At 43.4% G+C, this 23647-nt stretch carries 25 protein-coding genes; 22 read left to right on the top strand and 3 right to left on the bottom strand.

From position 1 onward, the window contains the following. From ruvX to RAC86_RS04535, 10 genes are all read left to right on the top strand, one after another. Nucleotides 1-91, top strand: a 91-nt coding sequence (gene ruvX / locus RAC86_RS04580; protein ID WP_377885416.1) for a Holliday junction resolvase RuvX, incomplete at its 5' end; no start/stop codon positions are given. Nucleotides 92-108: 17 nt separating this feature from the next. Then, on the top strand, nucleotides 109-390 hold the full coding sequence (locus tag RAC86_RS04575; protein ID WP_003246199.1) for a DUF1292 domain-containing protein: 282 nt from the start codon (nucleotides 109-111) through the stop codon (nucleotides 388-390). Between the two features lie 130 nt (nucleotides 391-520). Further along, complete coding sequence (mltG, locus tag RAC86_RS04570) at nucleotides 521-1603, top strand: endolytic transglycosylase MltG (protein WP_003229799.1); 1083 nt, start codon at nucleotides 521-523, stop codon at nucleotides 1601-1603. A 151-nt stretch (nucleotides 1604-1754) separates the two neighbouring features. After that, the gene (locus RAC86_RS04565) at nucleotides 1755-2408 is read left to right on the top strand and encodes an O-methyltransferase (RefSeq protein WP_014480416.1); all 654 of its coding nucleotides are present in this window, start codon (nucleotides 1755-1757) and stop codon (nucleotides 2406-2408) included. A gap of 5 nt (nucleotides 2409-2413) precedes the next feature. After that, a complete protein-coding gene (locus RAC86_RS04560; protein WP_080529613.1) occupies nucleotides 2414-3343 on the top strand; it encodes a peptidase U32 family protein in 930 nt (309 codons plus the stop codon). 18 nt (nucleotides 3344-3361) lie between these two features. Next, a complete protein-coding gene (locus RAC86_RS04555) occupies nucleotides 3362-4630 on the top strand; it encodes a peptidase U32 family protein (protein WP_080529612.1) in 1269 nt (422 codons plus the stop codon). 6 nt (nucleotides 4631-4636) lie between these two features. Then, nucleotides 4637-5272 carry a uridine kinase gene (udk, locus tag RAC86_RS04550; RefSeq protein ID WP_003225916.1) on the top strand — a complete coding sequence of 212 codons (636 nt, stop codon included), beginning with the start codon at nucleotides 4637-4639 and terminating at the stop codon, nucleotides 5270-5272. 250 nt (nucleotides 5273-5522) lie between these two features. Beyond that, a complete protein-coding gene (greA, locus tag RAC86_RS04545; RefSeq protein WP_004399078.1) occupies nucleotides 5523-5996 on the top strand; it encodes a transcription elongation factor GreA in 474 nt (157 codons plus the stop codon). 53 nt (nucleotides 5997-6049) lie between these two features. Beyond that, entirely contained in the window at nucleotides 6050-7804 is a 1755-nt protein-coding gene (locus tag RAC86_RS04540; RefSeq protein WP_033882969.1) for a peptidoglycan D,D-transpeptidase FtsI family protein, read from the top strand. 64 nt (nucleotides 7805-7868) lie between these two features. Next, entirely contained in the window at nucleotides 7869-8570 is a 702-nt protein-coding gene (locus RAC86_RS04535; protein WP_038429387.1) for a YrrS family protein, read from the top strand. 36 nt (nucleotides 8571-8606) lie between these two features. Here RAC86_RS04535 and RAC86_RS04530 read toward each other — a convergent pair whose 3' ends face one another. Next, nucleotides 8607-8810, bottom strand: a complete 204-nt coding sequence (locus RAC86_RS04530) for a YrzA family protein (protein ID WP_014477495.1) — start codon at nucleotides 8808-8810, stop codon at nucleotides 8607-8609. Nucleotides 8811-9002: 192 nt separating this feature from the next. On the opposite strand from RAC86_RS04530, the gene RAC86_RS04525 reads away from it, so the two are divergent. The 5 genes from RAC86_RS04525 (at nucleotide 9003) to RAC86_RS04505 (ending at nucleotide 12802) form a co-directional block, all read left to right on the top strand. After that, entirely contained in the window at nucleotides 9003-9644 is a 642-nt protein-coding gene (locus RAC86_RS04525; RefSeq protein ID WP_080529611.1) for a class I SAM-dependent DNA methyltransferase, read from the top strand. Between the two features lie 20 nt (nucleotides 9645-9664). Next, nucleotides 9665-10360, top strand: a complete 696-nt coding sequence (gene mtnN / locus RAC86_RS04520) for a 5'-methylthioadenosine/S-adenosylhomocysteine nucleosidase (RefSeq protein ID WP_086344134.1) — start codon at nucleotides 9665-9667, stop codon at nucleotides 10358-10360. Between the two features lie 64 nt (nucleotides 10361-10424). Further along, on the top strand, nucleotides 10425-11348 hold the full coding sequence (locus tag RAC86_RS04515; protein WP_014477492.1) for an O-acetylserine dependent cystathionine beta-synthase: 924 nt from the start codon (nucleotides 10425-10427) through the stop codon (nucleotides 11346-11348). Between the two features lies 1 nt (nucleotide 11349). Further along, complete coding sequence (locus RAC86_RS04510) at nucleotides 11350-12489, top strand: bifunctional cystathionine gamma-lyase/homocysteine desulfhydrase (RefSeq protein ID WP_017696065.1); 1140 nt, start codon at nucleotides 11350-11352, stop codon at nucleotides 12487-12489. A gap of 82 nt (nucleotides 12490-12571) precedes the next feature. Continuing rightward, a complete protein-coding gene (locus RAC86_RS04505) occupies nucleotides 12572-12802 on the top strand; it encodes a YrhC family protein (RefSeq protein ID WP_003237358.1) in 231 nt (76 codons plus the stop codon). A 36-nt stretch (nucleotides 12803-12838) separates the two neighbouring features. Here RAC86_RS04505 and RAC86_RS04500 read toward each other — a convergent pair whose 3' ends face one another. Next, complete coding sequence (locus RAC86_RS04500; protein ID WP_003229812.1) at nucleotides 12839-13321, bottom strand: helical membrane plugin domain-containing protein; 483 nt, start codon at nucleotides 13319-13321, stop codon at nucleotides 12839-12841. 18 nt (nucleotides 13322-13339) lie between these two features. Next, complete coding sequence (gene fdhF, locus RAC86_RS04495) at nucleotides 13340-16282, bottom strand: formate dehydrogenase subunit alpha (RefSeq protein WP_342623140.1); 2943 nt, start codon at nucleotides 16280-16282, stop codon at nucleotides 13340-13342. 315 nt (nucleotides 16283-16597) lie between these two features. Between fdhF and RAC86_RS04490 the strand changes: the two genes are divergently transcribed. From RAC86_RS04490 to cypB, 7 genes are all read left to right on the top strand, one after another. Then, nucleotides 16598-16966: a Na-translocating system protein MpsC family protein gene (locus RAC86_RS04490; RefSeq protein ID WP_003229814.1), complete on the top strand. Its 369-nt coding sequence runs from the start codon at nucleotides 16598-16600 to the stop codon at nucleotides 16964-16966. Between the two features lie 261 nt (nucleotides 16967-17227). Continuing rightward, entirely contained in the window at nucleotides 17228-18028 is an 801-nt protein-coding gene (locus RAC86_RS04485; RefSeq protein ID WP_003229815.1) for a formate/nitrite transporter family protein, read from the top strand. Between the two features lie 389 nt (nucleotides 18029-18417). After that, nucleotides 18418-18567, top strand: coding sequence for a YrzI family small protein (locus RAC86_RS04480; RefSeq protein ID WP_004399102.1), 150 nt, complete (start codon nucleotides 18418-18420; stop codon nucleotides 18565-18567). A gap of 156 nt (nucleotides 18568-18723) precedes the next feature. Continuing rightward, entirely contained in the window at nucleotides 18724-18882 is a 159-nt protein-coding gene (locus RAC86_RS04475; RefSeq protein WP_003229817.1) for a hypothetical protein, read from the top strand. Nucleotides 18883-19070: 188 nt separating this feature from the next. Next, nucleotides 19071-19613 carry a class I SAM-dependent methyltransferase gene (locus RAC86_RS04470; RefSeq protein WP_041351773.1) on the top strand — a complete coding sequence of 181 codons (543 nt, stop codon included), beginning with the start codon at nucleotides 19071-19073 and terminating at the stop codon, nucleotides 19611-19613. Nucleotides 19614-19835: 222 nt separating this feature from the next. Continuing rightward, a complete protein-coding gene (fatR, locus tag RAC86_RS04465) occupies nucleotides 19836-20420 on the top strand; it encodes a transcriptional regulator FatR (protein ID WP_009967878.1) in 585 nt (194 codons plus the stop codon). Between the two features lie 16 nt (nucleotides 20421-20436). Further along, entirely contained in the window at nucleotides 20437-23601 is a 3165-nt protein-coding gene (cypB, locus tag RAC86_RS04460; protein WP_377885414.1) for a bifunctional cytochrome P450/NADPH--P450 reductase CypB, read from the top strand. Nucleotides 23602-23647 lie beyond the last annotated feature (46 nt).

Raw genomic sequence — 23647 nt, 5'->3', positions numbered from 1 at the left:
AGCTGACGTCAGCAGGCAAAAACGAAAAAAAGTCATTGATAAAATGGCGGCTGTTATGATTTTACAAGGATATCTTGACAGCTTAAATTAAAGCCAGAGGTGAAGAAAATGGAACACGGCGAAAAAAATATTACAATTGTTGACGATCAAGGAAATGAACAGCTTTGTGAAGTGTTGTTTACATTTGAAAACGAAGAGTTTGGCAAGTCTTATGTCTTGTACTATCCAATCGAATCAAAAGATGACGAAGAAGTAGAAATTCTTGCTTCCAGCTTCACGCCAAACGAAGACGGTGAAAACGGTGAGCTATTCCCGATTGAAACTGACGAAGAATGGGATATGATCGAAGAAACACTAAACACATTCTTAGCGGACGAAGACGAAGAGTAAAACATCGCGCCAAATCAAAGCCGGAGCTATACTGCTCCGGCTTTTTTCTGCTTTATGCAGGCCTCTTTTTGTAATAAATTGCCGAAATACAATGAATCATGTAGTATAAGAGCTGATGGGAGGAGACCTAATGTATATCAATCAGCAAAAAAAATCGTTTTTTAATAAAAAAAGAATTATACTGTCTTCCATTGTTGTGCTGTTTCTCATCATTGGCGGGGCATTTTTATATGGGAAATCATTGCTTGAACCTGTTGAAAAAGACAGTAAAACGACAGTTAATATTAACATTCCGAGCGGTTCGTCTGTTTCAGCCATCGCATCGATATTAAAGAAAAATGATGTCATAAAAAGCGAGAAGGCGTTTCAGTACTATGTGAAATATAAAGGTGCTTCCGGGTTTCAGGCCGGATTCTACCATCTGAATAAAGGTATGGATTTAGATGCCATTATTCAGAAGCTGACAAGCGGGGCTACAGGCTACGCTTTTCAAATCACAGTGACTGAGGGAGCACAGCTGACCCAAATCGCGGCTGCTATTGCTGATGAAACAAAATACTCTAAAAAACAAGTCATAGCGAAGCTGGACGATGAAACATTTATCAATCAGCTGAAGAAAGAATTCCCGGACACTGTGACAAATGATGTTTTCAATAAAAACATTAAGCACCCGCTTGAAGGGTACCTATTCCCGGCTACATACCCTTTTAACGATCCGGACACATCACTTGAAGACATTATCAAGGCAATGATTAAGCAGACAAATTCTTATGTGGAAACATATAAATCAGAAATGAAGAAAAACAAAGTTTCTGTGCATAAGCTGCTGACAATGGCTTCTTTGATAGAAGAAGAAGCGACTGAAAAAGCCGACCGCCATAAAATTGCGAGCGTCTTTTATAACCGCCTGAAAAAGAAAATGCCGCTCCAAACAGATCCGACCGTCCTGTACGCGGCAGGCAAGCATAAAGATCGGGTTCTTTATAAGGATCTGGAAATCGATTCACCATACAATACGTATAAAAACACAGGGCTGACGCCAGGGCCGATTGCCAATGCCGGCATGTCATCATGGGAAGCGGCGCTGCATCCGGATAAAACGGACTATCTGTATTTCTTGGCCAAATCAAATGGTGAGGTCGTATTTACAAAAACGCTAAAAGAGCATAATAAAGCAAAAGAAAAATACATTTCCTCAAAAAATGAGAAATAAAAGGAGAGCAAAAAGCTCTCCTTTTGTTCGCTTTCCGCAAGGTTTTATGATAAAATATATCGGGTTGTTTACCGATGTATCATGATGTATTCAGAGAGTGTCCTGCGCATAAGACTGGGGCACTCCTTTTTAGAACGGGAGGCTGTTTGTAGTGACTGACCGGTATGAACAAATAAATGACTATATAGAAGCATTATTAAAGCCTCGGCCGGATAACGTGAAGAAGCTTGAAGCATATGCAGAAGAACATCATGTCCCGATTATGGAAAAAGCGGGCATGGAGGTGCTGCTTCAAATTTTGTCTGTGAAACAGCCGAAAAAAATACTAGAAATCGGAACGGCCATTGGTTATTCAGCCATTCGAATGGCGCTGGAGCTGCCGTCTGCTGAAATATATACAATTGAACGCAATGAGAAACGGCATGAAGAAGCGGTAAACAATATCAAGGAATTTCAGCTTGATGACCGGATTCATGTTTTTTACGGAGATGCGCTTGAATTAGCCGACGCCGTTCATGTAACCGCGCCTTACGATGTCATTTTTATTGACGCTGCAAAAGGTCAGTATCAAAACTTTTTTCATTTATATGAACCGATGCTTTCACCGGACGGGGTGATAATAACAGACAACGTGCTGTTTAAAGGTCTGGTGGCAGAGGATTACAGCAAAATAGAACCGAAGAGAAGGCGCAGGCTTGTAGCAAAAATTGATGAATATAATCATTGGCTGATGAATCATCCGGATTATCAAACTGCGATTATTCCTGTCGGGGACGGACTTGCGATTAGTAAAAAGAAGAGGTGAACGTCATGAAAAAACCAGAGCTCTTAGTGACTCCGACGAGTACAGCGGACATTTTGCCGCTCATACAGGCTGGGGCAACTGCGTTTTTAGTTGGGGAACAGAGATACGGCTTGAGATTAGCCGGAGAATTTTCTCGTGAAGATGTAACAAAAGCCGTAGAGATTGCTCACAAAGAAGGGGCAAAAGTATACGTTGCTGTAAATGCAATTTTCCATAATGATAAAGTGGGTGAGCTTGGCGAATATCTGGCTTTCTTAGCAGAAGCCGGTGTCGATGCAGTGGTATTCGGCGATCCTGCCGTGCTGATGGCTGCCCGTGAATCTGCGCCTGATCTGAAGCTTCATTGGAGCACAGAAACGACAGGCACCAACTATTATACATGCAACTACTGGGGACGCAAGGGTGCGGCGCGTTCTGTGCTTGCCAGAGAATTAAACATGGACAGCATTGTTGAGATTAAAGAAAATGCTGAAGTCGAAATTGAAATCCAGGTGCATGGAATGACGTGCATGTTCCAATCGAAGCGTTCTTTGATTGGAAACTATTTTGAATATCAGGGCAAAGTCATGGACATTGAAAGAAAGAAAAAAGAATCAGGCATGTTTTTACACGATAAAGAACGCGATAATAAATATCCGATTTTCGAAGATGAAAACGGCACTCACATCATGAGCCCGAACGATGTGTGCATCATTGATGAGCTCGAGGAATTGATAGATGCCGGAATTGATTCTTTCAAAATCGATGGGGTTTTGAAAACGCCTGAATACCTAATAGAAGTCACCAAAATGTACAGAGAAGCAATTGATTTGTGCGTGGAAAACCGTGACGAATACGAAGCGAAAAAAGAAGACTGGATCGAACGCATTGAGAGCATCCAGCCAGTAAACAGAAAAATTGATACCGGATTCTTCTTCAAGGAAACGGTTTATTAATCAAAAGGAGGTTAAGCTATGACTGCCGTAAATGATAAAATATCCACAATCGTTAATGGAAAGCGTGTGATTACGAAAAAGCCGGAGCTTCTCGCACCTGCGGGTAATCTTGAAAAGCTGAAAATCGCTGTTCATTACGGAGCGGACGCGGTCTTTATCGGGGGACAGGAATACGGGCTTCGCTCGAATGCCGATAACTTTACGATCGAAGAAATTGCAGAAGGCGTTGAATTCGCAAAGAAATATGGCGCGAAGATCTACGTAACAACGAATATTTTCGCTCATAATGAAAACATGGACGGGCTTGAAGACTATTTAAAAGCGCTTGGAGACGCCAACGTTGCCGGTATTATTGTGGCAGATCCGCTTATTATTGAAACATGCCGCAGAGTGGCGCCGAATGTTGAGGTTCACTTGAGCACACAGCAGTCACTTTCAAACTGGAAGGCTGTCCAGTTCTGGAAGGAAGAAGGTCTCGACCGCGTCGTGCTGGCACGTGAAACTAGCGCTCTTGAAATCAGAGAAATGAAAGAAAAGGTAGATATCGAAATCGAATCCTTCATTCATGGCGCAATGTGTATTGCATATTCCGGCCGCTGCGTGCTGAGCAATCACATGACAGCGCGGGATTCCAATCGCGGAGGCTGCTGCCAGTCATGCCGCTGGGATTATGATCTCTATCAAACAGACGGTGCCAACGCCGTTGCTTTGTATGGTGAAGAAGATGCACCATTTGCGATGAGCCCGAAAGATTTGAAGCTGATTGAATCCATTCCAAAAATGATTGAAATGGGGATCGACAGCTTAAAGATTGAAGGCCGCATGAAATCCATTCACTATGTAGCAACTGTTGTCAGCGTATACCGCAAAGTAATCGATGCTTATTGCGCTGATCCAGAGAACTTTGTGATTCAAAAAGAATGGCTTGAAGAGCTTGATAAGTGCGCCAACAGGGACACTGCGACAGCTTTCTTTGAAGGAACGCCAGGCTATGAAGAGCAAATGTTCGGCGAACACGCCAAGAAAACGACATATGATTTTGTCGGCTTAGTGCTGAATTATGATGAAGATACACAAATGGTCACGCTTCAGCAGCGCAATTTCTTCAAAAAAGGCGACGAAGTGGAATTTTTCGGACCAGAAATCGAAAACTTTACACATATGATTGAAACCATTTGGGACGAAGACGGAAATGAGCTAGATGCTGCCCGCCATCCCCTGCAAATTGTCAAATTCAAACTAGACAAAAAGATTTATCCGAGCAACATGATGAGAAAGGGGAAGTAACAGCCCATGGGTAAGAATCCAGTAGTCATTGGAATCGCAGGAGGTTCCGGTTCAGGAAAAACGAGTGTCACACGGTCCATTTATGAACAATTTAAAGGACACTCAATTTTAATGATCCAGCAGGACCTTTATTATAAAGACCAAAGCCATCTTCCGTTTGAAGAAAGGCTGAACACAAACTATGATCATCCGCTTGCGTTTGATAATGACTATTTAATCGAGCATATTCAAGATCTATTGAATTACCGCCCGATTGAAAAGCCGATTTATGACTATAAGCTTCACACACGTTCAGAAGAAACGGTTCACGTAGAGCCAAAGGATGTTATTATCCTTGAAGGCATTCTTGTTCTTGAAGACAAAAGGCTTCGTGATCTGATGGATATCAAGCTTTATGTTGATACGGACGCTGACTTGCGTATCATCAGACGGATTATGAGAGATATTAATGAGCGCGGACGCTCTATTGATTCTGTCATTGAACAATATGTGTCAGTGGTCCGTCCGATGCATAACCAATTCGTCGAGCCGACGAAACGATACGCTGATATTATTATCCCGGAAGGCGGTCAGAATCACGTCGCAATTGATCTGATGGTCACAAAAATTCAAACCATTCTTGAACAAAACGCGATTTTGTAATACCATAGCATAGACATAAATAACTCTGACCATATTATGTATAGGCAGGAAGGGAATGTGCGAATTCCCTTCTTTCCCTGTTTATAAACGCGAAATATTTGCAGAACGACACGATTCAGTTTAAGATAAACAGTACCTATATGGGAGAGAAGAACGAGGACTGCCCTGTGTTCTCATTCTTGTATTTTTTAGTTTATGCTCTCATACATAATCGAAGATGTTGAGGGACAACCAGAAGGAGTGAAGGGACATGGCACAAGAGAAAGTTTTTCCTATGACTGCAGAAGGAAAACAAAAACTTGAACAAGAATTAGAATATTTGAAAACGGTTAAACGAAAAGAAGTAGTAGAGCGAATCAAAATTGCGAGAAGCTTCGGAGACCTTTCCGAGAACTCTGAATACGATTCAGCGAAAGAAGAGCAGGCATTTGTAGAGGGCCGCGTGACGACTCTTGAAAATATGATTCGCAATGCGAAAATCATTGAAGATGACGGCGGCTCTAACGTTGTCGGTTTGGGTAAAACCGTCACTTTCGTCGAACTGCCTGACGGTGATGAAGAATCATATACGATCGTCGGAAGCGCGGAAGCTGACCCGTTTGAAGGGAAAATCTCAAACGATTCACCGATCGCAAAAAGCCTCTTGGGCAAAAAAGTAGATGAAGAAGTCACAGTACAAACACCGGGCGGAGAAATGCTCGTGAAAATTGTGAAAATTTCATAATATCTGTTTAGCAGCGAAACACCTCGTCCACAATGTGGGTGAGGTGTTTTTTTATGAAGATATCGAAACGAATGAAGCTGGCAGTCATCGTTTTTTTGATTGTATTTTTTCTGCTTCTGCTGAGGCTTGCAGAAATCCAGCTGTTTTTCACAGAATCATTTTCTAAAAAGAAAATTAATTTGATTCAAGAAAGTGTGAAACAGCGGACGGAGGAAGTGCTCATTTCAGATGGAAGAGGCTCTTTTTTAGATCGAAACGGGCGGGCGCTGACAGGACAAAGCGAGCCTGCGGTTGTTTTGTTCCCTTTTCTGCTGACGCAGGATTGGCCGATCAAAAAAGTTGCGGACATCCTCGGCATGTCTGAAGATGATTTGCGCCAGACACTAGGTAAGGCAAAAAAACCGGTCATTTTGCAGCAAAAGAAAATCAAAACACTTTCAAAACAATCTATCACAAAAATTAATTCTTTGAAATATCCCGGCATTTACGGCGTATATATGGAGAATGAAGACAAGCCCAGCCTTGCTTCACATACGATAGGGAGCACGAACCAAGATCCGGCGCTGCTTCGCAAGAAATATCCTGACAAGGAGAGCCTTCCGATTACAACAGAAATCGGAACAACCGGTTTAGAACGGACATTTGACGAGTTTTTGCTTCCGGAACAAGACACAAAGCTTTTATATCATGTGGACGGAAAAGGAAACCCTTTGTTTGGCATGGACGTCAAATATACAGCTGAAGCCAATACATTTTATCCGCTCCAGGTCAAAACAACGATCGATCAAAGCATTCAAAAAGCGATGGAGGAGGTATTGGATGAACAGGGGCTGAAAAAGGGAGGAGCTGTGCTGCTGGACATCGAAAATAGCAGTGTTCTGGGAATTGTAAGCAAACCAGATGCGGATGTGTCCCGACAAAACACACTTCAAAATTATATGCTGACGCCAATCTATCCCGGATCAGTTTTTAAAACAGTCATTGCCGCAGCTGCAATCGAAAATAATATGGTGAAGCCTAGTCAAACCTTTAATTGCAATTTAAACCTGTACGGGGAACCAGGGGACGACAAAGGAACCTTGTCTTTTGATGAAAGTTTTGCACAAAGCTGTAATTACACATTTACGAGTCTTGCAGAACAATTAATGAAAAAAGACAGCTCGGTTATTGAAGATATGTCCGAGAAGCTGGCTCTCACTGATCGGGCAGGCTGGGAGGGAAAACTGTACCACGAAACCGATTTCCGCCAGCTGTATAACGAAAAAAGCGGCGTGATTTGGGGGGATGAAAAAGACAAATCAGTCAAAAAAGCCATTGCGCAAACAGCAATCGGGCAGAAAAATGTAAAGGTAACGCCGCTGGAGGTAGCCAATATGATGGCGACAATCGCCCGCGGCGGAGAAAAACGGCAGGTGAAAATTGCCGAACAAATTGAGTATAAGAACGGCACAACGCTCGTTACGTTTAAAGATCAGAAGCTCAAAGGGGAAACGATAGACAAATATACGTCACAGCAGCTTCAAAAAATACTGCGGCGGGTAGTAGAATCTCCTTCCGGAACGGGCAGAAGGTTTCAAGATCTTCCGTATACTGTAGCAGGGAAGTCGGGCACAGCCCAGACAGGCAAGCTTTCAAAAGAGAAGGAAACGCTCTATGAAAAATGGTTTGCCGGATATTTTCCCGCGGATAAGCCGAAATACGCTCTGGTTGTTTTACACATGGATATACCGGGAGATAAGGCTCTGACAAATTCGGTGTTTTATGATATTGTTAAAAAAGTACACGAAATTGAAATCAATCAGAAATAGAACAACTTCTCAGCACATGTTAAAATATATGCTGAGCCAAGAGGGATAAAGGAGTGCAGAATTATTGAGCAATAATCAATCTCGTTATGAAAATCGTGATAAACGCAGAAAAGCCAATTTAGTGCTTAACATTTTAATCGCAATCGTATCCATACTAATTGTCGTAGTAGCAGCGAATCTCTTCATTAACAGTCCTTCTAGCAAAGATGTCAGCAAGGATTCTGAAACGACGCAAAAACAGGAATCTCCGGCTTCAGGAAAGACGGAAAAGAAATCGGATGAGGATATAAAAGACAGCAAGAAAGATACATCTGACAGTGAAAAGGATTCTGAGAAGTCTTCTGACTCTGATTCCAAAAAAGATGATTCTCCTTCTAAAAAAGATGACTCTGATTCAGATTCAAGCTCAGATTCAGCCGGTGACGGGCTTAAAGATGCAAAAGTAACAGAAGGCGGCTCATCGAGCGATGTGGAAAAAACGTATGAAAATCCTGACTGGAAAGCAGTCGGAACTGAGCAGACTGGCGAGCATGCCGCTACTTATGATTCAAGCTCACAAGACTGGGCTGAGATGCTGAAAGCCATTTCGTACGCAACTGGTGTCTCAACAGATAACATGACGGTGCTCTGGCTCGGAAATAACGGCAGCCCTCAGGATGCCAAAGGCAAAATTTTGGACAAGGCGACTGGGAATAAATATCAAGTCACGATTACATGGGTCGATGAAAAAGGCTGGAAGCCGACAAAAGTAGAAAAGCTAAAATAAACAAAAGCAGCCGGGTTACAACCGGCTGCTTTTGTTTTAGGCTTCAGCTGCGAAATGAACCACCGCGCTGTACAATATTCTTCCTTCTGCCACAGCAGTTTGGTGTGAAACAGATTTCACCCGGAGCATGATGGCTTTATTGTTTTCAATTTGTGTATTGATTTTCTTTTCAAGCTCCTGCAATGAAGCCGCTTCAAAAAATTCCACTTTGTCTTTAATCAGATCTAATTGAAAATTCATGTCTTGACCCTCCAGCTTTCACAAGTCATATGAAGTATAAGCTTTTTTGCGGTCAATGCGCAATATGAGATGGCATAAAATACACAAAGTGTTTTAGTACCTGCTTTTCAGAAGATGTGGTATTATAGGAACTGTTCCATCATTAATTCATAGTATGCTTATAGGAATTATTAAATATGGAGTGTGACAAATATGGGACGTGAATTTATCCCTCTCTTTGAAGATTGGGCAGCAACTTATGATCAAACAGTAAAAGGTTTAGATATTCAGTATAAAGAAGCGTTCAGAGGCTACGATCATATCCTTGATGCCATCGTCAGCAAATCTGGAACGCATGTGTTAGAATTTGGCCCGGGGACAGGGAATTTGACGGCTAAGCTGCTCGATGCAGGCAAAACTGTATTTGGAATCGAACCTTCTCCAGCAATGCGTAAACTGGCTTCTGACAAGCTCTCAGGCAGGACGGAAATCGTTGATGGAGACTTCCTGACATTCCCTGAGCCGCCATTTCAGGCTGATACGATTGTCAGTTCATATGCTTTTCATCATTTGACTGACGAAGAAAAGCGGGCTGCCATAAAGCAATATGGCAAATACCTTCACTTGCATGATAAAATAGTGTTTGCCGATACCGTCTTTGAAGATGCGCAAGCGTATCAACAGGCTATCGATAAAGCCCGTTCTCAAGGCTTTTATCAGCTTGCAAATGATTTAGAGACAGAGCATTATCCTACATTGGATGCGTTGAAAGAAATGTTTACAGCTGAAGGTTTTGCAGTCCGATTCACTCAGCAAAACGACTTCGTGTGGATAATGGAGGCGATCAAACGGTAAAGTGAAGGGAATGTGAATAGATGAGACTAGCAGTCATCGGAGCAATGGAAGAGGAAGTTACCATCTTAAGAAACAAACTTGAAAATGCAAAAACAGAAACGATCGCACACTGTGAATTTACAACAGGCGAATTTGAAGGAACTGAAGTGATTCTTTTAAAATCAGGAATTGGAAAAGTAAATGCTGCTATCAGCACGACGCTTCTGCTTGACCGTTACAAGCCTGATTATGTTATTAACACAGGCTCAGCCGGCGGATTTCATCATACATTGAATGTAGGAGATGTCGTCATTTCCACTGACGTTCGCCACCATGATGTAGACGTAACGGCTTTTGACTATGAATACGGCCAAGTGCCGGGTCTTCCGGCTGCTTATGCGGCGGATGAAAAGCTGATCAGCATCACTGAAGAAGCGGTATCTGAACTCGACGGCATTCAGGTTGCAAAAGGAACGATTGCAACAGGCGATTCTTTCATGAACGATCCGAAGCGGGTTGAAGAGGTGCGTGCGAGATTTTCTGATCTGTACGCGGTTGAAATGGAGGCTGCGGCAGTGGCTCAAGTATGCCATCAATTTAAAACGCCGTTTGTCGTCATCAGAGCGTTATCAGATATCGCAGGCAAAGAATCACATGTTTCATTTGACCAATTTTTAGAGCAGGCGGCTGTTCATTCAACAGAGCTTGTGTTAAAGGTGATCAAACGGATTCATTAAAACGGGGAGAACGTTCTCCTCCGTTTTTCTCTAAAAACAACCTCTATTAAGGAGGAGGACATATATGACAGTGATTACGGACATTACCGAGCTGATTGGGAATACACCGCTTCTCCGCTTGAAGAACTTTGATGTTCCAGAAGGAGTCGCGGTGTATGCCAAGCTTGAAATGATGAATCCAGGGGGAAGCATCAAAGACAGACTGGGAGATATGCTGATTCGTGACGCGCTCGATTCAGGCAAAGTGAAACCCGGCGGAGTGATTATAGAAGCTACGGCAGGCAATACAGGGATCGGCCTTGCGCTGAGTGCCAGAAAATATGGGCTGAAAGCGATTTTCTGTGTCCCTGAACATTTCAGCAGAGAGAAACAGCAAATTATGCAAGCGCTTGGCGCATCAATCATTCATACACCGCGTCAAGACGGAATGCAGGGCGCCATTCAAAAAGCCATTCAGCTGGAGACTGAAATTGAAAATTCTTATTGCGTTTTGCAATTTAAAAACCGAGTAAATCCATCGACTTACTATAAGACGCTTGGGCCTGAAATGTGGGAAGCGCTTGATGGGAATATTCATACATTTGTCGCAGGGGCAGGATCAGGGGGCACGTTCGCAGGAACAGCTTCCTTCTTAAAAGAAAAAAATCCAGCAGTCAAAACGGTGATTGTTGAACCGGAGGGCTCGATTTTAAACGGAGGAGAGCCTCACGCTCATAAAACAGAGGGCATCGGCATGGAGTTTATCCCCGATTATATGGATAAGAGCCATTTTGACGAGATCTACACCGTAACAGATGAGAATGCGTTTAGACTTGTGAAAGAAGCGGCAGAAAAAGAAGGCCTGCTGATCGGAAGCTCTTCAGGTGCAGCGCTTTATGCAGCGTTGGAGGAAGCGAAAAAAGCATCGGCGGGAACTAACATTGTCACAGTATTTCCTGACAGCAGCGATCGATATATCAGCAAACAAATATACGAAGGAGGCATCTGATATGAAGAAAAAAACATTGATGATACATGGCGGAATCACAGGTGATGAGAAAACAGGCGCAGTTTCCGTGCCGATTTATCAAGTAAGCACGTACAAGCAGCCGAAAGCAGGGCAGCATACAGGCTACGAGTATTCAAGAACGGCCAATCCGACTCGAACCGCTCTCGAAGCACTTGTGACAGAACTGGAAAGCGGGGAAGCAGGCTATGCGTTCAGCTCAGGAATGGCTGCCATTACAGCGGTTATGATGCTGTTTAACAGCGGAGATCATGTCGTGTTGACTGATGATGTGTACGGCGGAACATATCGCGTGATGACAAAGGTGCTTAACCGTCTTGGCATTGAATCAACATTTGTTGATACGAGCAGCAGGGAAGAAGTTGAAAAAGCGATTCGCCCTAATACAAAAGCCATTTATATTGAAACTCCGACAAACCCGTTGCTCAAAATCACCGACCTGACGCTCATGGCTGATATCGCAAAAAAAGCGGGTGTTCTGCTTATCGTAGACAATACCTTTAATACTCCTTATTTTCAACAGCCGCTTACTTTAGGCGCTGATATCGTACTGCACAGTGCGACAAAATATCTTGGCGGACACAGTGATGTCGTCGGAGGTTTAGTTGTGACAGCTTCGAAAGAGCTTGGAGAAGAGCTGCATTTTGTGCAAAACTCCACAGGCGGCGTGCTCGGCCCTCAAGATTCCTGGCTGTTAATGAGAGGAATCAAAACGTTGGGACTCAGAATGGAAGCGATCGATCAAAATGCGCGGAAAATCGCAAGCTTTCTTGAGAATCACCCTGCTGTCCAAACGTTATATTACCCTGGTTCTTCAAATCATCCCGGACATGAGCTTGCAAAAACGCAAGGATCGGGCTTCGGCGGCATGATCTCCTTTGATATTGGCAGTGAAGAACGGGTTGATGCGTTTTTAGGAAATCTGAAACTGTTTACCATTGCTGAAAGCCTAGGGGCGGTTGAAAGCTTAATTTCTGTTCCTGCAAGAATGACACATGCCTCTATTCCGAGAGAACGCCGGCTTGAGCTCGGCATTACGGACGGCTTGATCAGAATTTCTGTAGGAATTGAAGATGCGGAAGACTTGTTGGAAGATATCGGCCAAGCGCTTGAAAATATATAACAAATGGATAGAATTACTTTCTCTGTAAGCCGCCGGATTATATTATAATAGTCGTATACTATGAATCTGGCAGGTGATTCTTTTGAACAAAAATAGAATGAAATCTTTAAAAGAAGACTACAAGCATTTTGCTTTTACATTGCTTGCAGTCAGCACTTTTTTATATATAGGCGCAGTTCTCCCTGATCAAGGTTTAACATTAGGCCAGAAATCGACGATGTTTTTAGCGGATTGCGTATTTTTAGCCGGTGCCTTCTTTTGCGCTGACCGTTCACTTATTTACAAGAAGCGTCTGGAAGAAGCCGACGAATAAAAAAACAGCCATCATCAAGAGATGGCTGTTTTTCTGTTATTGTTCTCGAAGTTCTTTTCCCATGCCTTTTAAAAACTGAAGGCCGAAGCCGACGGCTCTGTTGATGTCAGGATCGTTCATTGCTTTTAACAGGTCGAGAACCCCGACTTTCTTGTCTTCTTTTAAAAAGCTTTGTGCCTGTTCAGTCCCAGCCATTACGCTTTCTAAAAGCTTTGCTGTAAACTCAGGATCGGCTTTTGTCAATGCGCCTCCGGCAGCCATCATCGTGTTGATGAGGTTGGTGACAGGCTCGCGGGAAACTTGGCCAAGCGCAATCTTGGCAATGTCTTCCTTCGCTCTGAGCATGCTTGTTGCCGCATCAAAAATTCCAAGATCATTGAGTTCATTCATTAACGTCATCGTTTTAGAGACGGCGTCCTCATTTTCCGCCAGCAGCTCTTTCAGTTCTTCTATTTTTTCAAGCTTAATTTGCTCAGCTGTTTTTGTTTCTTTTTTGATCGTCGTAATCGGAGTGGCCATTCGTTTTCCTCCTATCGTTTAATCAGTCAGATGGACATAGCCAGGGCGGTTCCATTTTCTTTCTGCTTCGACTCCGTTTTGCGGATGCCGTTTTTTGTTGCGCGGATTTGTTTTTGGAAGCGGCGCTGTTTCACAGCCGCCAAGCACTTCCATGCGGACCTTTGTCTGTTTATAAGCAGGCGTGTTCGTCCGTTTATCAGCTGCAGGGCCCGTCAAGAAGTTAATCGCTGACTCCTTGTCTGTCGAGTTCATTGGCAAATAGAGTTCATTTTTCCGTACCCGGTCTGTGATCAGCGCGTTCAATTTGACTGCTCCGAACGGAGAAACGAGCCGTACAAGCGAACCGTCACAAACACCTCGCTCTTGTGCAAGCTCAGGTGAAATCTCAACGAATACATTCGGCACTTTCGCTTGGATGCCTTTCGATTTATTTGTCATGTTTCCTTCGTGGAAATGCTCCAGCATCCGGCCGTTATTGATATGAAGGTCATATTCCTCCGGAAATGCCGCTGGCTCGGTCCAATCAGAAAGGGCAAAGCGGGCTTTTTTGTCAGGGAAATTAAATCCGTCTTCATACAGAAGCGGTGTGCTTTCACCTGTGAAGCTGCCCCATAGGAAGCTGTTCCAGCCTTCAAGCACCTCATAGCTTGCTTTGGCAAACAGAGGAGAAAGACTCGCCATTTCAGAGAAAATGTCACTTGGATGGCTGTAATTCCAATTCGCTCCTAAACGGTTTGCCACCTCTTGAATAATCCACCAGTCCGGTTTTGCGTCACCAAGCGTCGGAAGCGCCTGATACAATCGCTGGACACGGCGTTCTGTGTTGGTAAATGTTCCGTCTTTTTCAAGTGAAGGAGTGGCAGGCAAGACGACATCAGCATATTGAGCTGTTCTTGACAGGAAGATGTCCTGTACCACGAAGAAATCAAGGCTTGATAAAATATCATGCACATGGTTCGCGTTTGAATCGACCAGTGCCATATCCTCACCGACAAGATACATAGCTTTCATTTTTCCTTCTTCAATGGCATGAAGCATTTGAATATTATCTAAACCAGGCTTTCCATCAATCTCGACACCATATGCCTCTTCAAATTTAGCGCGTGCTTTGTCATCTGTAATATGCTGATATCCCGGCAGCCAGCCAGGCAATGTTCCCATATCACATGCGCCTTGCACGTTATTGTGTCCGCGCAGAGGATAAGCGCCGGCACCTGGACGGCGATAGTTGCCCGTAGCGAGAAGCAGGTTTGAAATGGCTGCTGATGTATCAGAACCGCCTGTATTTTGTGTGACACCCATTCCCCAAAGGACACAAGTGCCGTCAGCATCACGAATCATTTCAGCAATTTGAATGATGTTTTCTTTTGAAAGGCCTGTGATGCGTTCTGCATAATCAAGCGTATACGTTTTAAGGGTTTCTTTATAATCTTCAAAGTAATTGACGTTCTCATCAATAAACGCCTGATCGTGCCAGCCTTGGTCGATCATATATTTCGTAACAGCCATCAGCCAAACTTGGTCTGTGCCTTGTTTAGGGCTGATGAACAGATCGGATCGCTCAGCCATCTCATTTTTACGCAGGTCAGCAACAATCAGTTTTTGACCGTGGAGCTTGTGTGCCCGTTTGACGCGTGTTGCGAGCACTGGGTGTCCTTCCGCCGGATTGGCACCGACAATGATGACGAGACCTGCTTTGGCAATATCTTTAATCGTGCCGGCGTCACCGCCCATGCCGACAGTGCGGAACAATCCGTCTGTAGCAGGAGACTGGCAGTAGCGTGAGCAGTTATCGACGTTGTTTGTTTCAAATACCTGACGCGCTAGTTTTTGAATGACGTAGTTTTCTTCATTCGTAATTTTAGAAGAAGAAATAAACCCGACAGAGCCTTTACCGTACTGCTCTTTGATTGATCCTAATCTGCTTGCGACAAGATCGAGGGCCTCTTCCCAAGAAGATTCCACAAAGGCTCCGTTTTTACGGATTAAAGGCTTTGTGATCCGCTCCTCAGAATTGACAAAATCCCAGCCGAATTTCCCTTTGACACATGTGGAAATTGCGTTAACCGGAGCATCAGAAACAGGCTGGATCTTTAAAATATCCCGTCCTTTTGTCCATACTTCAAATGAACACCCGACACCGCAGAACGTACATACAGTTTTCGTTTTTTTCGTTCTTGTTTCACGCATTGCCGCTTCGACTTCAGAAATGGCAAAAATGCTGCCATACCCCGGTTCAACATTTTTCACGAGATCAATCATCGGTTCCATGACGTCCTCTTTAATGCCTGTCATAAAACCAGCCTGCCCGAGCATTGATTTTTCCATCAGTGCATTACATGGACATACTGTGACACACTGACCGCAGCTGACACAGGAAGATTCATTGATCGGAACTCCCTCATCCCAAATGACGCGAGGGCGTTCGCGTTCCCAGTCGATTGAGAGTGTTTCATTTACCTGAAGGTTTTGACAGACCTCAACACACTGGCCGCAGGCAATACATTGGTTTGGATCATAGCGGTAAAAAGGATGAGACATATCAACCGAGCAAGAAGGATCTTCTTTTGGCGTGTATGGGTATTTTTGATGCTCGATCCCCATCATTTCCGCTGTATTATGCAGCGTACAGTTTCCATTGTTGTTATCGCAGACTGTACAATACAGCAAATGATTTTCAAGAAGGCGGTCCATCGCTTCGGTTTGCGCTTCTTTCACTCGATTTCCTGAAAGATCAATAGACATCCCGTTTTCTGCAACCGTCGCGCATGAACGAACCAGCTTGCCGTTTGCCTCTACTATGCAAGTATCACAAGTTTGAATCGGGTCAACCTCTGGTACGTGGCAAATCTGCGGGTACTCAATTCCGTTTTCATTTAAAATATCTAAAATTGTGGCCCCTGCTCGTGCTTGAATTTCTGTTCCGTCTACACGGACACTGATCGACTTAACGTCCATCATATTCATATTCCCCTCCATCTTTCTTTCAAGAAGTCAAAAAAAGCCATGTATAGATACACCTGCCCTTAATTCTAAGAAGGTGTAAACACACATGGCGGAATAGATCACTAGCAAGTCTTACTAACAGACCAATCCTTGATTTTTATAAAACGATAGACTCATAACAAGATCCTATTACAAATCCATCAACACTGCTTTTATTATAATGTGATATTTATTATAATACAATATGGCAGGAAAATTTTAACCAAGTGAAATGTCCTGAGGGGAACCGGGAAAAGCCTTTATAAGGCAATATCGGAAGGGGTAATCAGCATGTCTAAAAAAATTCATGAATTCAATGATATCATTCGAAAACTTCGCAAAGAATTGTTCGGAAAAGGGCCTGAGAGAATTCATACTGTATTTGTAGAAAACATGGCAGTTTCAACACTATACGGAAATCTGAGTGCAAGCGAGCAGTTTATCGCCCGCACGCCTGAAGGAAGAGAGATGGTACATGCGGCCCGGACAAGCCTAATTCAAGACCTTTATTCCAAACAAACACCGGAAGGAATGGAGGAACTCATGGGAGCTAAGCTAGTCCATTTGTTTTCTGATATTAAAATTGAGGAAAACATCGCTGTATCTGTATTTGTTTTTGACCGAAAAATAGATGAGCAAAAAGAAGTTCTGCAAAGCTAGTATATTTGTCATTGACACAAATTTGTCACATTTGATATGATGTTGCTACAGTTATAGAAGGCTAAAGCAATGGAATGTATGCACGAACTGTATATATTCTCTTTCAATATCTTCATACTGCTTGATATTGTTGTATGGGTATGCATACAAGTTAGGCAGCATTCAAACGCCTGGTTTGACACAGGTTATTTGAGTGCTGCCTTTTTTATTGCCTTTCTTGCATAACTGTGAAAAAAGAAGAAATAATGGAGGCGTTTAATTATGGCTTTTCGAAAACCGGATGAAATAGCGGAAGCAGCAATTGAAGCAGGGATGAAAAAAATAAAGCTTCCGCTGCCGTCACTGCTCGTGCTGGGGTTTTTAGGCGGTGCATTTATCGCGCTTGGGTATTTGCTTGATATCAGGGTAATCGGCGATCTTCCGAAAGAATGGGGGAGCCTGTCCAGTTTGATTGGAGCAGCAGTATTTCCAGTCGGCCTGATCCTTGTCGTACTCGCTGGCGCTGAACTGATCACAGGCAATATGATGTCAGTTGCGATGGCGTTATTTTCGAGAAAAATATCAGTAAAAGAGTTAGCGATTAACTGGGGAATCGTCACAATTATGAACTTAATCGGCGCATTGTTTGTTGCGTACTTTTTCGGGCATTTGGTTGGATTGACTGAAACAGGTCCTTATTTAGAAAAAACGATTGCCGTTGCCCAAGGAAAGCTTGATATGAGCTTTGGCAAGGTTCTCATTTCCGCCATCGGCTGTAACTGGCTTGTATGTCTTGCAGTGTGGCTTTCTTTCGGCGCCCAAGACGCAGCAGGAAAAATCCTTGGCATCTGGTTCCCAATCATGGCTTTTGTGGCTATCGGATTTCAGCACGTTGTCGCCAACATGTTTGTGATTCCTGCTGCCATTTTTGCAGGCTCATTCACGTGGGGGCAGTTCATCGGAAACATCATTCCGGCTTTTATCGGTAATGTCATCGGCGGAGCTGTATTTGTCGGTCTCATTTATTTTATTGCATATCATAAGAAAGACCGCTCCAGAAAAGAAATGAAGCAGGTGTCATGACCAACGGGCAAATCCATTCGATGATTTGCACAATTTCCGTCCATTTTTAGAAAAAGATGTTTACAAAATGGAATTTGGTGGATATACTTACAAAGTAAGAAAAAAGCAAAGGAGGCTGAACCAAAATGACAATGAGACAACGACGTCAACCTGTACGTGATACACATGTAAAAGTTCATGGTTTATTCAGCCTGTGGAAGAGTTCGTGTCCTTCCTTAACCGATGCTTATCGCACGCATTAAATTCGGAATAGTCGGACATACGCAACTCCCCGCAGGCAGTAGAGGCATTGGTGTCTTCTTTTGTCTGCGGTTTTTATTTGCCCGCGGCAGAAGGGGTGTGCCGCGGGTTATTTCGCTTGATGCGGACTTTGAAAGGGGGTGAGCGATATGACGATTAATCTATTCTTTTTAACGTTAACGATAAAAAAAAGGTTTAAAAGCCTGGAAGAATTCGAACGAGAACAGCAGATTGAGCAGATTTATGATGAAATGAAAGAGTCTCAGTTAAAGCATCTTTATTTAACAAACTGGCGCTAAAAGCAACGAAAAAAACTGAAGGGGGAATGGCATATGCTTAGAATGGAATTATTGATGCATTATACAATGGAGAAGGACCAAGTTTAGCGATACGACTGTCAAGAAAATGCCTGCCTGCATACAATAAATCAACGTTACTGTGAGGCAGGTGATGGCATGATGAACGATTATCAAAAAAGGCTGCCGTCGATTGGCCATGGTTATGCGTCCATGCCGCATTCCTTCAAACATGGTTATGGAAATCCATTCCGACAGCAGAGGCTGATGGCAATGCAGCAGCAAAGGCTGTATGTATTCCCTTATCATTGGCATTAGAGAGAGGGCAGAAAACATTTTGTTTTCTGCTTTTTTTGCGGAAAAAAATGAAAAAGTTTAGTTCTGTTGAAACATTTTTCAATACATTGCCGTCTAGTTGGTACCTTCCTTCACTTTTAGAAATGAAGATGATGTTTATTTTTTTAAGATAATAAATAAACATAGGAAACCAAAAGCAGGTGTTTAAAATGCTAGAAAATAGACTCTATAAACGATCGGATTTTTGGAAATTATTTTCTCGGAAATATAAGCTAACCAAAACAATTGAGCATATGATGATTGACTCTATAGATATACAAGAAAATGACAGAATTTTAGAAATTGGAATTGGAAACGGCACTGTCTTTAAAAGCATAACTAAGAAACTAAAAAAGGGAAGCCTAAAAAGCATTGATCCTTCAAAACGAAAGGTAAGACAGATATCACGTGCGAATCGAAAGAACATGGGGAACGGGGAGGTTTTTCATGGCTATCCAGAGGACATTCCCTTTGATGACCGTACCTTTAATAAAGTCTTTTCTTTACATACGGTTCAAAGCTGCACCAATATTAGGCTTGCATTAAGAGAAATTTACAGGGTGCTTCAAATTGACGGCCGGTTTTATATCAGTATTGATACAAATACCGGTGAAAAAGAGAAAACGTATATTCAACTGCTGAAAGACCAGCATTTCAGGGATCTTTCTGTTATCAGGCGTGATTCCTGTCTATGTATTGTGGCTGTTAAATAAAAAATTTCTCGGGAAATATATCCAAGATCCTCGCATTAGGCTTTGGGTATATTTTCTTAATTTTTTATTTTTTGCATATACTTTATATTAAAAAAAGTTTTTTTCATATAAACTTATAACAGAAGAAAGAACAAAGAGGTGATATCAGACAGGGCAGACATTCTTTGTGAACAAAAGGAATGAATATTCATTCCGCAAACGAATCGGAGGTTGTCAGATTACATGATATCCGCATCCAGCAGTAAATACGACATGATTATGAAAGCGTCAGTCTCACTTTTTACGGAAAGGGGTTTTGACGCTACCACTATTCCTATGATAGCTGAACGTGCTCATGTAGGGACAGGAACGATCTATCGTTATTTTGACAGCAAAGAAACACTCGTTAACGTACTGTTTCAAGAAAGCATCCAGCGATTTACGGAAAAACTGAAGCAAGACGTTTCAGAATTGCCTGTCAGAGAAGGCTTTCACCACGTATTTTGCTGTCTCGTTCAGTTTACGAAAGAGAGCGACTATGCGCTTTTTTTTCTTGAAACAAAAAAAGATGCTCATTACTTAAATCATACAAGCAAAAAAATGATAGAAAATCTGACTCAAATGCTTGATGACTATTTTAATAAGGGAAAAGCGGAAGGCGTGATTCGCAGCCTGCCCTCTAATGTGTTAATTGCGATTGTATTAGGGGCGTTTCTCAAGATATATCAGCTCGTTCAAACAGGTGATATAGAGATGGACACTGATTTAATTACTGAATTGGAACAATGCTGCTGGGACGCCATTAAGCTTCATTCATCACAAAAATAAGGAAAGGGAGATGTTAATGAAACAGGCAAGCGCAATACCTCAGCCCAAAACATACGGACCTTTAAAAAATCTTCCGCATCTGGAAAAAGAACAGCTTTCTCAATCCTTATGGCGGATAGCTGATGAATTGGGACCGATTTTCCGTTTTGATTTTCCGGGAGTATCCAGTGTTTTTGTCTCCGGCCAAAATCTTGTGGCTGAAGTGTGTGATGAAAGCCGCTTTGACAAGAACCTTGGCAAAGGCTTGCAAAAGGTGCGTGAGTTCGGGGGAGATGGCTTATTTACAAGCTGGACGCACGAACCGAACTGGCAAAAAGCCCACCGCATTTTGCTGCCGAGTTTTAGTCAAAAAGCGATGAAAGGCTATCATTCTATGATGCTGGATATCGCAACCCAGCTGATTCAAAAGTGGAGCCGGTTAAACCCTAATGAAGAAATTGATGTAGCAGACGATATGACACGTCTGACGCTTGATACGATTGGGTTGTGCGGGTTTAACTATCGATTCAACAGCTTTTACCGTGATTCACAGCATCCGTTTATCACCAGTATGCTCCGTGCCTTAAAAGAGGCGATGAATCAATCAAAAAGACTGGGCCTGCAAGATAAGATGATGGTGAAAACGAAGCTGCAGTTTCAAAAGGATATAGAAGTCATGAACTCCCTGGTTGATAGAATGATAGCGGAGCGAAAGGCGAATCCGGATGATAACATTAAGGATCTCTTGTCTCTCATGCTTTATGCCAAAGATCCAGTAACCGGTGAAACGCTGGATGATGAAAACATAAGGTATCAAATCATCACATTTTTAATTGCTGGACATGAGACGACAAGCGGTTTGCTTTCCTTTGCGATTTATTGTCTGCTTACACATCCGGAAAAACTGAAAAAAGCTCAGGAGGAAGCGGATCGCGTGTTAACGGATGACACGCCTGAATATAAACAAATCCAGCAGCTCAAATACATTCGGATGGTTTTAAATGAAACCCTCAGACTGTATCCAACAGCTCCGGCTTTTTCTCTATATGCGAAGGAGGATACTGTTCTAGGCGGGGAATATCCGATCAGCAAAGGGCAGCCAGTCACTGTTTTAATTCCAAAACTGCACCGGGATCAAAACGCTTGGGGACCGGATGCGGAAGATTTCCGTCCGGAACGGTTTGAGGATCCTTCAAGTATCCCTCACCATGCGTATAAGCCGTTTGGAAACGGACAGCGCGCTTGTATTGGCATGCAGTTTGCTCTTCAAGAAGCGACAATGGTTCTCGGTCTTGTATTAAAGCATTTTGAATTGATAAACCATACTGGCTACGAACTAAAAATCAAAGAAGCATTAACGATCAAGCCGGATGATTTTAAAATTACTGTGAAACCGCGGAAAACAGCGGCAATCAATGTACAGAGAAAAGAACAGGCAGACATCAAAGCAGAAACAAAGCCAAAAGAAACCAAACCTAAACACGGCACACCTTTACTCGTTCTTTACGGTTCAAACCTTGGGACAGCTGAGGGAATAGCCGGTGAACTGGCTGCTCAAGGCCGCCAGATGGGCTTTACAGCTGAAACGGCTCCGCTTGATGATTATATCGGCAAGCTCCCTGAAGAAGGGGCAGTCGTCATTGTAACGGCTTCTTATAATGGGGCGCCGCCTGATAATGCTGCCGGCTTTGTAGAGTGGCTGAAAGAGCTTGAGGAAGGCCAATTGAAAGGTGTTTCCTATGCGGTATTCGGCTGCGGGAACCGGAGCTGGGCCAGCACGTATCAGCGGATTCCCCGCCTGATTGATGACATGATGAAAGCAAAGGGGGCATCGCGTTTAACAGAGATTGGGGAAGGTGACGCCGCCGATGATTTTGAAAGCCATCGCGAGTCTTGGGAAAACCGCTTCTGGAAGGAAACGATGGACGCATTTGATATTAACGAAATAGCCCAGAAAGAAGACAGGCCTTCATTATCGATTACTTTTCTCAGTGAAGCGACGGAAACGCCGGTTGCTAAAGCATATGGCGCGTTTGAAGGGATTGTGTTAGAGAATCGAGAACTCCAGACAGCTGACAGCACGCGTTCAACCCGCCATATTGAATTGGAAATTCCGGCTAGTAAAACATATAAAGAAGGCGATCATATCGGAATCCTGCCGAAGAACAGCAGGGAGCTTGTTCAGCGGGTTCTCAGCCGATTCGGTTTGCAGTCCAATCATGTGATAAAAGTAAGCGGAAGCGCTCATATGTCTCATCTGCCGATGGATCGGCCGATCAAAGTAGTGGATTTATTGTCGTCCTATGTAGAGCTGCAGGAACCGGCATCAAGGCTTCAGCTTCGGGAGCTGGCCTCTTATACAGTCTGTCCGCCGCATCAAAAAGAGCTGGAACAGCTCGTTTCAGATGCTGGCATTTACAAAGAGCAGGTACTTGCAAAACGTCTTACCATGCTTGATTTTTTAGAGGATTATCCTGCCTGCGAAATGCCGTTTGAACGGTTTTTAGCACTTTTGCCATCACTAAAACCGAGATACTATTCCATTTCAAGCTCACCGAAAGTTCATGCAAATATCGTGAGCATGACGGTAGGAGTTGTGAAAGCCTCAGCATGGAGCGGCCGAGGTGAATACCGGGGTGTTGCCTCTAATTATTTAGCAGAATTGAATACAGGTGATGCAGCAGCCTGTTTCATTCGTACACCGCAGTCCGGATTCCAGATGCCGGATGAGCCTGAAACGCCTATGATTATGGTCGGGCCGGGCACAGGAATTGCGCCATTCAGGGGCTTTGTTCAGGCAAGATCGGTTTTGAAGAAGGAAGGAAGCACCCTTGGTGAAGCACTTTTATACTTCGGCTGCCGCCGTCCGGACCATGACGACCTTTACAGAGAAGAGCTGGATCAAGCGGAACAGGACGGTTTGGTCACAATCCGCCGATGCTACTCGCGCGTCGAAAACGAACCAAAAGGATATGTCCAGCACTTGCTCAAGCAAGATACGCAGAAATTGATGACACTCATTGAAAAAGGGGCTCATATTTACGTATGCGGTGATGGATCGCAAATGGCTCCTGATGTAGAGAAAACTTTGCGATTGGCGTATGAAGCTGAAAAAGGAGCAAGCCAGGAAGAATCAGCTGAATGGCTGCAAAAGCTGCAAGATCAAAGACGTTATGTGAAAGACGTTTGGACAGGAATGTAAAATATAAAATCCCGCCAATCAGATTGGCGGGATTGCTTTGCATATG

The organism is Bacillus sp. LR_5 (assembly GCF_042709275.1).
The sequence above is the reverse complement of the archived record's forward strand: the minus strand, read 5'-3'. Positions and strand labels throughout refer to the sequence as shown.

Coding starts and splice junctions, on each gene's coding strand:
- RAC86_RS04470 (WP_041351773.1), top strand. CDS start 19,071: ATGCTAGAAAATAGACTCTATAAACGATCGGATTTTTGGAAATTATTT.
- RAC86_RS04555 (WP_080529612.1), top strand. CDS start 3,362: ATGACTGCCGTAAATGATAAAATATCCACAATCGTTAATGGAAAGCGT.
- greA (WP_004399078.1), top strand. CDS start 5,523: ATGGCACAAGAGAAAGTTTTTCCTATGACTGCAGAAGGAAAACAAAAA.
- RAC86_RS04500 (WP_003229812.1), bottom strand. CDS start 13,321: ATGGCCACTCCGATTACGACGATCAAAAAAGAAACAAAAACAGCTGAG.
- RAC86_RS04530 (WP_014477495.1), bottom strand. CDS start 8,810: ATGAATTTTCAATTAGATCTGATTAAAGACAAAGTGGAATTTTTTGAA.
- cypB (WP_377885414.1), top strand. CDS start 20,437: ATGAAACAGGCAAGCGCAATACCTCAGCCCAAAACATACGGACCTTTA.
- RAC86_RS04480 (WP_004399102.1), top strand. CDS start 18,418: ATGACGATTAATCTATTCTTTTTAACGTTAACGATAAAAAAAAGGTTT.
- fatR (WP_009967878.1), top strand. CDS start 19,836: ATGATATCCGCATCCAGCAGTAAATACGACATGATTATGAAAGCGTCA.
- RAC86_RS04560 (WP_080529613.1), top strand. CDS start 2,414: ATGAAAAAACCAGAGCTCTTAGTGACTCCGACGAGTACAGCGGACATT.
- mtnN (WP_086344134.1), top strand. CDS start 9,665: ATGAGACTAGCAGTCATCGGAGCAATGGAAGAGGAAGTTACCATCTTA.
- RAC86_RS04490 (WP_003229814.1), top strand. CDS start 16,598: ATGTCTAAAAAAATTCATGAATTCAATGATATCATTCGAAAACTTCGC.
- RAC86_RS04475 (WP_003229817.1), top strand. CDS start 18,724: ATGATGAACGATTATCAAAAAAGGCTGCCGTCGATTGGCCATGGTTAT.
- mltG (WP_003229799.1), top strand. CDS start 521: ATGTATATCAATCAGCAAAAAAAATCGTTTTTTAATAAAAAAAGAATT.
- RAC86_RS04575 (WP_003246199.1), top strand. CDS start 109: ATGGAACACGGCGAAAAAAATATTACAATTGTTGACGATCAAGGAAAT.
- RAC86_RS04510 (WP_017696065.1), top strand. CDS start 11,350: ATGAAGAAAAAAACATTGATGATACATGGCGGAATCACAGGTGATGAG.
- RAC86_RS04540 (WP_033882969.1), top strand. CDS start 6,050: ATGAAGATATCGAAACGAATGAAGCTGGCAGTCATCGTTTTTTTGATT.
- RAC86_RS04485 (WP_003229815.1), top strand. CDS start 17,228: ATGGCTTTTCGAAAACCGGATGAAATAGCGGAAGCAGCAATTGAAGCA.
- RAC86_RS04525 (WP_080529611.1), top strand. CDS start 9,003: ATGGGACGTGAATTTATCCCTCTCTTTGAAGATTGGGCAGCAACTTAT.
- RAC86_RS04515 (WP_014477492.1), top strand. CDS start 10,425: ATGACAGTGATTACGGACATTACCGAGCTGATTGGGAATACACCGCTT.
- fdhF (WP_342623140.1), bottom strand. CDS start 16,282: ATGATGGACGTTAAGTCGATCAGTGTCCGTGTAGACGGAACAGAAATT.
- udk (WP_003225916.1), top strand. CDS start 4,637: ATGGGTAAGAATCCAGTAGTCATTGGAATCGCAGGAGGTTCCGGTTCA.